This window comes from Aeromonas sp. MTB (assembly GCF_056632455.1).
The window spans coordinates 2,599,587-2,611,498 of record NZ_CP147026.1 but is presented as its reverse complement, the minus strand read 5'-3'; the positions used below and the strand labels follow the sequence as shown (position 1 = coordinate 2,611,498).

At 58.6% G+C, this 11,912-nt stretch carries 10 protein-coding genes and 1 pseudogene; 7 read left to right on the top strand and 4 right to left on the bottom strand.

Annotation, left to right across the window (positions count from 1 at the left end; translation table 11 throughout):
- Positions 1-10: 10 nt before the first annotated feature.
- The gene (locus tag WBR25_RS11905; RefSeq protein WP_005337104.1) at positions 11-481 is read left to right on the top strand and encodes an outer membrane lipoprotein; all 471 of its coding nucleotides are present in this window, start codon (positions 11-13) and stop codon (positions 479-481) included.
- A 108-nt stretch (positions 482-589) separates the two neighbouring features.
- On the opposite strand, the gene WBR25_RS11900 is transcribed toward WBR25_RS11905, so the two are convergent.
- The 3 genes from WBR25_RS11900 to ald all read right to left on the bottom strand — a co-directional run bounded on the left by WBR25_RS11900 (position 590) and on the right by ald (position 4,151).
- Entirely contained in the window at positions 590-1,837 is a 1,248-nt protein-coding gene (locus tag WBR25_RS11900; protein WP_019445529.1) for a diguanylate cyclase, read from the bottom strand.
- Between the two features lie 62 nt (positions 1,838-1,899).
- Positions 1,900-2,850: a thioredoxin-disulfide reductase gene (trxB, locus tag WBR25_RS11895; RefSeq protein ID WP_019445530.1), complete on the bottom strand. Its 951-nt coding sequence runs from the start codon at positions 2,848-2,850 to the stop codon at positions 1,900-1,902.
- A gap of 185 nt (positions 2,851-3,035) precedes the next feature.
- Positions 3,036-4,151 (bottom strand): alanine dehydrogenase, encoded by a 1,116-nt coding sequence (gene ald, locus WBR25_RS11890; protein WP_429106746.1) that lies wholly within the window; start codon positions 4,149-4,151, stop codon positions 3,036-3,038.
- 150 nt (positions 4,152-4,301) lie between these two features.
- Between ald and lrp the strand changes: the two genes are divergently transcribed.
- The 5 genes and pseudogenes from lrp to serS all read left to right on the top strand — a co-directional run bounded on the left by lrp (position 4,302) and on the right by serS (position 11,215).
- Complete coding sequence (gene lrp / locus WBR25_RS11885; RefSeq protein WP_005300047.1) at positions 4,302-4,793, top strand: leucine-responsive transcriptional regulator Lrp; 492 nt, start codon at positions 4,302-4,304, stop codon at positions 4,791-4,793.
- 202 nt (positions 4,794-4,995) lie between these two features.
- Positions 4,996-7,512 (top strand): DNA translocase FtsK, encoded by a 2,517-nt coding sequence (locus WBR25_RS11880; RefSeq protein ID WP_319920859.1) that lies wholly within the window; start codon positions 4,996-4,998, stop codon positions 7,510-7,512.
- 80 nt (positions 7,513-7,592) lie between these two features.
- Positions 7,593-8,201 (top strand): outer membrane lipoprotein periplasmic chaperone LolA, encoded by a 609-nt coding sequence (gene lolA, locus WBR25_RS11875; protein ID WP_041202312.1) that lies wholly within the window; start codon positions 7,593-7,595, stop codon positions 8,199-8,201.
- A 76-nt stretch (positions 8,202-8,277) separates the two neighbouring features.
- A pseudogene (locus WBR25_RS11870) lies at positions 8,278-9,613 on the top strand (replication-associated recombination protein A).
- 306 nt (positions 9,614-9,919) lie between these two features.
- On the top strand, positions 9,920-11,215 hold the full coding sequence (gene serS, locus WBR25_RS11865) for a serine--tRNA ligase (protein ID WP_005337087.1): 1,296 nt from the start codon (positions 9,920-9,922) through the stop codon (positions 11,213-11,215).
- 2 nt (positions 11,216-11,217) lie between these two features.
- Here the strand turns inward: serS and WBR25_RS11860 are convergent, their stop codons facing one another.
- On the bottom strand, positions 11,218-11,394 hold the full coding sequence (locus WBR25_RS11860) for a hypothetical protein (protein ID WP_155395816.1): 177 nt from the start codon (positions 11,392-11,394) through the stop codon (positions 11,218-11,220).
- A gap of 8 nt (positions 11,395-11,402) precedes the next feature.
- Between WBR25_RS11860 and WBR25_RS11855 the strand changes: the two genes are divergently transcribed.
- Positions 11,403-11,891, top strand: a complete 489-nt coding sequence (locus tag WBR25_RS11855) for a CvpA family protein (protein WP_005337086.1) — start codon at positions 11,403-11,405, stop codon at positions 11,889-11,891.
- The last annotated feature ends 21 nt before the right edge of the window (positions 11,892-11,912 follow it).

The following is an 11,912-nucleotide window of genomic DNA, read 5'->3' as shown; positions in this document are numbered from 1 at the left end:
AGGTTCATAGATGAAGGCCATTATCCTGATAGTATCCAGCTTGCTCTGCTTTGTCACGGCGCCCGCCGGGGCGGAGGTCTACCAGCGCAATACCGCGCGGCCAGTCAATCAGGTGGTGTTTGGTCAGGTCGAAACGGTGCGCAATATTACCCAGCGCCAGATCCTGGAGTCCGAGCACTCTGGCTGGAAGACGCTGGGAGGGGCTGTGTTGGGCGGCCTGCTGGGCAACCAGTTTGGTGGCGGTCATGGTCGTGAAATCGCCACCGCCGTCGGGGCGCTGGCGGGAGCTGCAGCTGCGCAACAATACCAGTCCGGGGGAACCGTGGTGGAAAACAAGCTGGTGGAGCTGCTGATCCGCAACGAGCAAAATGCCCTTATCAACGTGATCCAGGATTATGATCCCGCCATGGTCTTTGCCAATGGAGACAAGGTGCGCATTCTCTACTTCGATGATGGGGTGCGGGTCGACAAGACTTACTGACTTTCGATAGTCATGGTGATGGGGAGACTGTGGCAGGAAAGGAACCCGCAGACTCTCCTGTCGGAAAGTCTGTCGGGCGGTAATACACGGGACTGATGCCCTGAGGATTCAGATAGTTATCTCTTGAGAGACTATCTTGTCGCGACCGGTGTTCTTTGCCTGATAGAGCAGCCGATCCGCTACGCTCAGCGCCTCGTCCATGGATATCCGCCCAACGCTGATCACGCCGTAACTGGCGCGAACAAAGAGCGGGGTTTCCGGTGACAAGGGTTGCTGGCGCAGCTGCTGACGCAGCCCTTCAAGACGCTTGATCAACACGGGGACGGTACAGTGAGGCACCATCATGGCAAACTCCTCTCCGCCAAACCGGGCGATCATGGCATCGGGGAAGAACTGGGTCAGTAGCCGGGTCAGATGGCAGAGCAGTTGATCGCCGATGGCATGGCCCCAGTGATCGTTGACCTGCTTGAAGTGATCCACATCGAGCACACAGAGTGCAAGAGGCGTCTGCTGGCGCTGATGTTCTTCAAACCATTTTTGCCCTTCGTTGAACCAGTAGCGCCGATTGTAGAGACCGGTCAGGTAGTCGCGATTGGCTGACTCCTGAATGCTGTTGAACTGCTCGAGCGCCTCCAGATTGTGGCTGACCCGACACTGCAGCTCTTCCGGCTCGAACGGCTGGTTGAGAAAGTCGTTGGCGCCTTGCTTGAGGTAGCGAGCAGAGAGACCGCGCTTGTCCGAGACCGAGATCCCGATAATCGCGAGCTGCTGCTTGCTGTATCGCTCTCTCAGCATCCGCACCAGACTGATGCCATCGATATCCGGCATATAGTAGTCGACCAGTGCCAGCCGGATGTCCGGGTGTTGCTCCAGCATCGCCATCGCTTCACGGGCATGACTGGCCTCATGCACCTGCAACAACTGCTTGCGCAACTGGGCCATGGTGCGGTGACGGGAGGTGCGTGAGTCGTCGACCACCAGCACTTCGATGGACTGGTTGAGATAGAGGCGGTGCACCAGACTGACGGCATATTGCAGCGAGTGGCGCGAATCCTTCATCACATAGTCCAGCACGCCGGTTTCCAGCCAGGCGGCACGTTTATCCTCGCTGATGTCGGCAGTGAGGATCACCACCGGCAAACCTCGAGCCAGCAGCTCGTTGACCGCTTCGCCACGGGGCGCATCCGGCAAGGTCAGGTCCACCAGCGCGACCACATACTCCTCGCCCCGACAGTGACGAGCGCCTTCGAGGGTATCGAAGGCGTCAATCTCGAGGCCTGTCTGCTGGGCAATGGCCTGAGTCAGCATACGGCGGATGGTCAGGCTATCTTCGACAATCAATATCTTCTGTTTCATTAGACTCCTTTAAATAAAAAAGGCATACCGACTGGTATGCCTTATATCACATCTGCGCTTGTTTATTGCGCGTCGAGGTAGCGTTCGGCATCGAGGGCTGCCATACAGCCGGTACCGGCAGAGGTGATCGCCTGACGGTAGTTGTGGTCGGCCACATCGCCGGCAGCGAAGACACCTTCAATGCTGGTCTGGGTGGCAAAACCGTCGAGGCCGCCACGTACCTTCAGATAGCCGTTTTGCATCTCCAGCTGGCCATCGAAGATCTGGGTATTGGGCTGGTGGCCGATGGCGATGAAGACGCCCATCAGCGGCAGCTCGCTGGTGCTGTTGTCCTGAGTGTTGCGCAGGCGCACACCGGTGACTCCCATCTGGTCACCCAGCACTTCGTCCAGGGTCTGGTGGGTGTGCAGCACGATGTTACCGCTCGCGACCTTGTCGTGCAGACGCTTGATCAGGATCTTCTCGGCACGGAATTCGTCGCGGCGGTGGATCAGGTGCACTTTCTTGGCGATGTTGGCCAGATACAAGGCTTCTTCAACAGCGGTGTTGCCGCCGCCGATCACCGCCACTTCCTGATTGCGGTAGAAGAAACCATCACAGGTGGCACAGGCGGAGACGCCGCGCCCCTTGAAGGCCTCTTCGGAGGGCAGACCCAGATACTTTGCGGAGGCGCCGGTCGCGATGATCAGGGCATCGCAGGTGTACTCGCCGTTGTCGCCCTTGAGGCGGAACGGGCGCTGAGTCAGTTCGACACTGTTGATGTGATCAAACAGGATGCGGGTGTCGAACTTCTCTGCATGCTCTTTCATGCGCTCCATCAGGGCAGGGCCGGTCAGCCCTTCCGGATCACCTGGCCAGTTTTCCACTTCGGTGGTGGTGGTCAGCTGACCCCCTTGCTGCATGCCGGTGATGAGCAGGGGATTGAGGTTGGCGCGGGCGGCGTAGACGGCCGCGGTGTAACCGGCCGGGCCTGACCCTAAGATCAGCAATTTGCTGTGAGTGACTTGGCTCATGATGTCATTTCCGGGATGTGATGAGTTTGCGCGATTGTAGGTAATTCGTGATCCGGGGTCAAAGGCTGGTGAGTCGATTGCACTAATCGTGTTCACAAGGGGTGACATGCAAAATAAAGGAATAAAAAAACCGCCCATCGCGGGCGGATTTTCACTCATCTCCAACTGGCTCAGGCCAGCGCAGATCAGTTCAGCAGGGTCAGGGGATCCGTGTAGGCAAGGCCATGTGCCACGGCCACTTCCTTGCAGGTGAGTTTGCCCTCCATCACGTTGAGCCCGTGCAACAGGTTCGGATCGCTCAGCAGTGCCTGACGAGACCCTTGCTGGGCCAGCTTGATGATAAAGGGGAGGGTGGCATTGTTGAGCGCCACGGTCGAGGTGCGGGCTACCGCCCCCGGCATGTTGGCGACACAGTAGTGCACCACCTCATCGACAATATAGGTCGGATCCTGGTGGGTGGTGGCGTGGGAGGTTTCCACACAGCCGCCCTGATCGATGGCCACATCGACGATGGCAGAACCCGGCTTCATGCGCGCAATGTGGTCACGGCGGACAAGTTTTGGCGCAGTGGCACCCGGTACCAGCACGCCACCGATGACCAGATCGGCCGCCAGCAGATGGCGCTCCAGCGTCTCGCTGTTGGAGTAGACCACTTTGGCCGCTCCCTGGAACTCGTTATCGAGACGGCGCAGGGTATCGACGTTGTTATCGAGGATGGTCACATCTGCGCGCAGGCCAATGGCCATGCGGGCTGCATTGGATCCGACCACGCCGCCACCGATGATCACCACCTTGGCCGGTTCGACACCGGGTACGCCGCCGAGCAGCACTCCGCTACCACCGCGCGATTTTTCCAGCGCTTGGGCACCCGCCTGAATAGACATGCGTCCGGCCACTTCCGACATGGGGGCCAGCAGGGGCAGGCCGCCACGGCCGTCGGTGACGGTTTCATAGGCGATACAGATGGCGCCGCTTTTCAGCAGGGCTTCGGTCTGGGGCAAGTCAGGCGCCAGATGCAGATAGGTAAACAGGGTTTGACCCGGGCGCAGCATGGCACATTCGACAGGCTGAGGTTCCTTGACCTTGACGATCATCTCGGCTTTGGCGAAAACCTCTGCTGCAGAGGCCAAAATTTCGGCTCCAACAGCGATATAATCTGCATCGCTGAAGCCAATGCCGTTTCCGGCACCGCTTTGGACGAAAACAGTATGGTTTCGTGCTGTCAGTTCACGTACACTGGCCGGAACCATGCCTACGCGGTATTCATGGTTTTTTATCTCTTTAGGTACACCGATAATCATGCTATCCCTCGTCTATAGATTGGTGTTTCATGTTGCCAAAATGTTAACCAACATTTGCGCCTAGTATATTCAGGTATTGACAGGATTTGTGACCATAATTATAAAATGACTGGTGATTCTTACCAAAAAATAGCCAAAGGATGGAATAAAATGATGGAAGCTAAGAGTCGGCTAAAGGATTTGGACAGGATTGACCGCAACATTCTTAATGAACTGCAAAAGGATGGCAGGATTTCGAATGTTGAGTTGTCCAAGCGAGTTGGCCTGAGTCCTACACCGTGTCTGGAACGGGTTCGTCGCCTCGAGCGACAAGGTTATATCGAAGGATATGCCGCTATTCTGAACCCTCATTATCTGGACGCATCTCTGCTGGTGTTCGTAGAGATAACCCTCAATCGCGGGGCGCCTGATGTGTTTGAACAGTTCAACAAGGCTGTTCAGGTACTCGAAGAGATCCAGGAGTGTCATCTGGTTTCCGGTGACTTCGACTATCTGCTCAAGACCCGAGTCAGCGACATGTCGGCTTACCGCCGTCTGTTGGGGGAAACCCTGCTGCGTCTGCCCGGTGTCAATGACACCCGCACCTACGTGGTGATGGAAGAGGTCAAGCAGAGCAGTCGTCTGGTGATCAGCACCCGATAAAGCAGGTTATGCCGTGGTATCTTTTCCATATGAGACACCATGACAGTCAGAAACGAGCGGCCGGTCCGCTCGTTTCTTCTTGTAAAGATAATTGCAAATATGGCCCCGTCCCATCAGGCTCTGGCTGACAATCGATGGGCTTTTCGGGGATACTAGGCCCCCTTATTTCCTGCATTACATGTTTTCAGAAAGGAGCCGGAGTTTGGCCGATAAAAAGCTGTTTACTCCTTTATCAGGTACACAACGGATCTTCGAAGCCGTCTTGATCGCCATCACCCTGATGGCTGCTTATCTTCTGCTTGCCCTGTTGTCCTATCATCCCGCTGATCCCGGCTGGTCCCAGACCTCCTGGCAAGGGGAGGTGAAGAACCTCGCCGGTAGTGCCGGTGCCTGGCTCGCCGACATCACCATGTTTACCTTTGGCGCCTTCTCCTATCTGGTGCCGCCGCTGGTGGTGCTGCTGGGCTGGAGTCTGTTCTGGCGCCCGAGCCGTCTGCTCGATGTGGATTACCTCACCCTGGGGGTGCGGATCATCGGCTTTATCCTGACCGTGCTCGGCATGTCGGCCATTGCCAGCATGAACTTCAACGATATGCAAAACTTCTCCGCCGGTGGTCTGGTGGGGGATGTGATCGCTTCTGCCGTGGTGCCGCTGTTTGGCGGCGTCGGGGCCAACCTGATGCTGCTCTGCTTCGTGGCAACCGGCATCACCCTGTTTACCGGCTGGTCCTGGCTCACCATCGTCGAGCAGATCGGCGCGGCCTGTACCGGTTCGGTCAGCGCCGTTTACCACTTCCCGACCACCCTCGGCCGCTGGCTGACCGGTGGCTGGCGTCAACCCCGCAACGAGGGGCCGGATCCCTTGCTGGAAGGCGGGGTAGGGGCCATCGCGTTTGATGACGAGGAAGATGAGCCGCACACCAGCTGGACGCGCAAGCCCAAGGCCAAGAACCAGAAGGCTGCCGCCGAAGAGTGGCTGCCGGAACTCGACGACGATACCTTCGAGTTCGATCCCCAGTTTGATGATGAAGATGATGAGCCGGCTCCGGCTGCCAAGCCCAAACGTGCGGTGGCGGCCGCCAATGGTCGCCGTCAGCCGGTACTGGCTGTGGCCGATGACGATGATGAGGACGATCTGGATCTGCCCTGGGCCGAAGGGGACGACGATGTTGCCGCGCCGGTAGCCGTCGCACCGACCAAGCCCAAGCGTCGTCCGCAATCTACGCTGCCGCCGTTGCCCAGTATCGAGCTGCTCGACCGTCCACCCGCCAAGACCCAGATGATGAGCAAGGATGAGCTGGATCGCATGGGCCGTCTGGTGGAGGCCAAGCTTGCCGACTACAACGTGCAGGCCAAGGTGGTCGGTGTCTATCCGGGCCCGGTTATTACCCGTTTCGAACTGGATCTGGCGCCGGGTATGAAGGCGAGCAAGATCACCAACCTCTCGCGCGATCTGGCCCGCTCCTTGTCTGCCAGCAGCGTGCGGGTGGTGGAAGTGATCCCGGGTAAAACCTATGTCGGTATCGAGCTGCCCAACCGGGTGCGCCAGACCGTTTACCTGCGCGAAACCCTCGACTGCGATGCTTTCCGCGATAGCCGCAACCCGCTCACCATGGGCCTGGGTCAGGACATCGCAGGGGAGCCGGTGGTGGTGAACCTGGCCAAGATGCCGCACCTGCTGGTGGCCGGTACCACAGGTTCCGGTAAGTCGGTGGGGGTCAACACCATGATCATCTCGATGCTCTACAAGTCCTCCCCCGATGATCTGCGCTTTATCATGATCGACCCCAAGATGCTGGAACTCTCGGTCTACGAAGGGATCCCGCATCTGCTGACCGAGGTGGTGACCGACATGAAGGATGCCGCCAACGCCCTGCGCTGGTGTGTGGGGGAGATGGAACGCCGTTACAAGCTGATGTCGGCAGTCGGGGTGCGCAATCTCAAGGGCTACAACGACAAGGTGCTGGCCGCCATCGAGGAGGGGGAACCCCTGCTGGATCCGTTGTGGCGCCCGGGTGACTCCATGGATCAGATGCCGCCGGAGCTGGAGAAACTGCCCCACATCGTGGTGGTGGTGGACGAGTTTGCCGACATGATGATGATCGTCGGCAAGAAGGTGGAAGAGCTGATCGCCCGGATCGCCCAGAAGGCGCGGGCCGCCGGTATTCACCTCATTCTGGCGACCCAGCGTCCGTCGGTGGATGTGATTACCGGTCTTATCAAGGCCAACATCCCGACCCGTATCTCGTTCCAGGTGTCGAGCAAGATCGACTCGCGCACCATCATCGATCAGGGCGGCGCCGAATCTCTGCTCGGCATGGGCGACATGCTCTACATGCCAGCCGGTACCTCCAACCCGACCCGGGTACACGGTGCGTTCGTCGATGATCACGAAGTGCACAAGGTAGTGGCAGACTGGAAACTGCGCGGCGAGCCGAACTACATCGAGGAGATCCTCTCCGGTGAGTCGGGTGGCGAAGGTGGCAGCGGCGAATATGGCGGTGGTGGCGATGAAGAGCTCGACCCCCTGTTCGACGAAGCGGTCGCTTTCGTGGTGGAGTCCCGCCGTGGCTCGACCTCCAGCGTCCAGCGCAAGTTCAAGATTGGTTACAACCGGGCAGCCCGTCTCATTGAGCAGATGGAGAATCAGGGCATCGTCAGCTCACCGGGTGGCAATGGTCAGCGTGACGTGCTGGCACCGCCGCCGGTGCGGGACTAAACCTCACCGTTTCATACTATCCCTGGCCATGCCCTCCGCGGGCGTGGCCTTTTATCGAGAGCGTCTTTATGAAGAGCGTGATGAAAAAACAACTGTTGATGGGTACCGTGCTGCTGATGGCCAGCAGCCAGGTGTGGGCCGATGCGGCCAGCGATCTCAAACAGAAGCTGGCGGGGGTGAGCCTCTTCTCCGCCAAATTTGCCCAGACCGTCTATGACAGCAAGGGCAAGGAGCTGCAAAAGGCCAGCGGCGATCTGCTGGTGCAACGCCCCAACCGTTTCAACTGGCACACCACCTCGCCGGACGAGAGCCTGATCGTGGCCGATGGTCAGGATGTCTGGGTCTATGATCCCTTCGTCGAGCAGGTCACAGCCCTCAAGCTGAAAGATGCGGTGCTCAACACCCCCTTTATTCTGATCGCAGGTAATGACGACAAGTTCTGGAAGAACTATGACGTGACCCAGCAGGGCGATGTCTACACCGTCACCAGCCGCAACAAGGATGAGCTGATCGCCTCCTTCCGTGTCACCTTCGACAGACAAGACAACATCAGTCGTTTCGATGTGAAAGAGGCGCAAGGGCAGTGGAGTGAATTCACCCTGAGCAGCTTCAACCGCAAGCCGGTGCTCAAGGGCAACGAATTTGTTTTCAAGATCCCGAAGGGGGTCGAGCTGGACGACCAGCGCTAATGAGCAAGCGGTCGTTGGATTGCTCGCCACTGCGCCAGTCAAAGGCGAGTAGCGTGACGCTGGGTGGTCAATACAGATGAGCAACTTGTCGCTGGATTTCTCGTCGGACTTTCGTCCGCTGGCGGCCCGGATGCGGCCGCAAAACCTCGACCAGTATATCGGTCAGCAACATATCCTGGGGGCTGACAAGCCCCTGCGCAAAGCCATTCTGGCGGGTCACTGCCACTCGATGATCCTGTGGGGGCCGCCCGGTACCGGCAAGACCACGCTGGCGGAGTTGATGGCTCACTACTGTCAGGCGGAAGTGGAGCGACTCTCTGCGGTCACCTCCGGTATCAAGGAGATCCGCGCCGCCATCGACAAGGCGAAGGAGAACAGCTGGCGCGGGGTGCGCACCATTCTGTTTGTGGATGAGGTGCACCGCTTCAACAAGAGCCAGCAGGATGTGTTCCTGCCCCACATCGAAGATGGCACCATCACCTTTATCGGTGCCACCACTGAAAACCCCTCGTTCGAACTCAACAACGCACTGCTCTCACGAGCCCGGGTCTATCTGCTCAAGCGGCTGGAGGAGAGCGATATTCTCGCCATGCTCGATCAGGCGATGACCGATCCCCGTGGTCTCAATGATCCGGCACTCACCTTCGCCCCCGGCGTCAAAGAGGCGCTGGCCAAGGCAGTGGATGGGGACGGGCGCAAATCTCTCAACTATCTGGAGCTGTTGGCCGACATGGCCGAAACCGACAGCACTGGGGCGCGGGTGATCGACAGTGCCCTGCTCGCCGCCGTGGTGGGGGAGCACGTGGCCCGCTTTGACAAGGGGGGATCACTTCTACGACCTCATCTCGGCGGTGCACAAATCCATTCGCGGCTCGGCGCCGGATGCGGCGCTCTACTGGTACGCCCGCATGGTGAGCGCCGGTTGCGATCCCCTCTATATAGCCCGCCGCTTGCTGGCGATTGCCTCGGAAGATGTGGGCAATGCCGATCCCCGCGCCATGCAGGTCGCCCTGTCAGCCTGGGATTGCTTCCATCGGATCGGGCCGGCGGAAGGGGAGCGGGCCATCGCCCAGGCGATCGTCTATCTCGCCTGTGCCCCGAAAAGCAATGCGGTCTACACCGCCTGGAAGGCGGCGCTTAATGATGCCAAAAACCTCCCTGACTTCGAGGTGCCGGTACACCTGCGCAATGCGCCGACCAAATTGATGAGCGATCTGGGCTATGGCGCCGAGTATCGCTACGCCCATGACGAGCCGGGCGCCTATGCTGCGGGCGAGCAGTATTTTCCGCCCGAGCTGGCGGGCAAGCAGTACTACCAGCCCACCGATCGCGGCCTTGAAAAGCAGATTGGTCAGAAGCTTGATTACCTCCATGAACTGGACAGGCAAAGTCCGCAGCAACGGGGCAAATAGCCCCTTTGTTACCCCGCATGGCTGAAAATTGGTCAGGCGTTTGAATATGCAGGGCGGTTTGCGTGCCAAAGTCGGTAAAAACGACACAAATAGTCCCTGTTCGGGCGGGGGGGCGGTCTGCTACACTGCCCGTCTGACCCCGCTTGTCTTGGCCTTGCGCCATCTTCTTGATCTCGAAGGCCTGATTGTTGAGGCCCGATTCTGAAGACGATTGGGGTGCGCCAACCGATGTTAACTTCCGGATCTGTTTCCCAGCCCGTCATGACGACTCAGGCCCAGATCCCATTTTAAAAAAGTAGGTAAACCATGCTGGATCCCAAATATCTGCGCAGCGATATCGAAGAGGCTGCCGCTCGTCTGGCGACACGTGGCTACGTTCTGGACGTAGCGGCTGTCAACGCTCTGGAAGAGAAACGCAAGGATCTGCAGTCCCGTACCCAGGAGCTGCAGGCCGAGCGCAACGCCCGCTCCAAATCCATCGGTGAAGCTGCCCGTCGTGGTGAAGATGTTGCCCCGCTCAAGGCCGAAGTGACCAAGATCAACGACGAGCTGGAAACCAGCAAGGTCGAGCTGGATGCCCTGCTGGCCCAGCTGAAAGCCATTGCCGACGCCATCCCCAACCTGCCGAGCGAGACCACCCCGGTGGGTCGTGACGAGAACGACAACGTGGAAGTGCGCCGTTGGGGGACCCCGCGCGAGTTCAGCTTCCCGGTACGCGATCACATCGATCTGGGCGAAGCGGCCAAGGGCGTTGACTTCAAGAACGGCGTCAAACTCTCCGGTACCCGTTTCGTGGTGATGAAGGGGCAGATTGCCCGTCTGCACCGTGCCCTGGCTCAGTTCATGCTGGATCTGCACACCCAGCAACACGGTTACACCGAGTGCTACGTGCCCTATCTGGTGAACCCGGACAGCCTCTATGGCACCGGCCAGTTGCCGAAATTTGCTCAGGACCTGTTCAATACCGGTATCGAAGGTGAAGGGGAAGAAGAGGGCAAGGTACGCAAGTTCTCCCTGATCCCGACCTCCGAAGTGCCGCTCACCAACATGGCCCGTGACGAGATCTTTGACGCGCAAGAGCTGCCGATCAAGATGACCGCCCACAGCCCCTGCTTCCGCTCTGAAGCGGGTTCCTACGGTCGTGATACCCGTGGCCTCATCCGTATGCACCAGTTCGACAAAGTCGAAATGGTTCAGCTGGTTCACCCGGAGAAATCCTGGGATGCCCTGGAAGAGATGGTCGGTCACGCCGAGAAGGTGCTGCAACTGCTGGAGCTGCCGTATCGCGTGATGGCGCTCTCTACCGGTGACATGGGCTTCTGCGCTTCCAAGACCTACGATCTGGAAGTGTGGCTGCCGGCCCAGAACACTTACCGCGAGATCTCCTCTGTCTCCAACTGCACCGACTTCCAGGCGCGCCGCATGCAAGCTCGCGTGCGCATCGACGGCAAGCCGCAGCTGCTGCACACCCTGAACGGCTCCGGTCTGGCGGTGGGTCGTACTCTGGTTGCCGTGATGGAGAACTACCAGCAGGAAGATGGCCGCATCGCCATCCCGGCTGCGCTGCAATCCTACATGGGTGGCCTGACCCACATTGGGTAAGCTCACGCCGCAGACCACAACGCCATGGCATTGCCATGGCGTTGTGCATTCTGGCGCCGATCAACCGTTTTAGTGCTGAAAAAATGCGGCTTTTCGGCGTCGCTTTGAACAGTTAACACATTTTTATCAAGCAATGCGCAATCGTTTTTGTTAGACTGCGCCGCAATTTCGCAGGACATCTTTTTCTATGGTCTGGATTGATTACGCCATCATCGGCATCGTCGGTTTCTCTGCTCTCATCAGCCTGGTGCGCGGCTTCGTCAAGGAGGCCATGTCTCTTGTCACCTGGTTCGTCGCCTTCTTTATTGCCAGCCATTTCTATCCCGATCTCGCCGTCTATTTCACCTCCTTCTCCGACGCGCTGGTTCGCAACGGTCTGGCCATCGCGGCGCTGTTTGTGGCGACTTTGATCCTCGGCAGCGTGGTCAACTATGTGGTGGGCCTGTTGGTGGACAAGACGGGTCTCTCCGGTACCGATCGGGTGCTGGGGGTCTGCTTCGGTGCAATTCGCGGGGTGCTGATCGTCAGTGCCCTGCTTTTTTTCATGGATACCTTCACCAGCCTCTCCCAGAGCGACTGGTGGGTGGCGTCCAAGCTGGTGCCGGAGTTCAAGCCGGTGATCCAGTGGTTTTTCGGGTTCATGTTGAACTCATCCAGTTTTCTTAAACAGGTATAGTGACTTCGAGGTAGCAAAGAC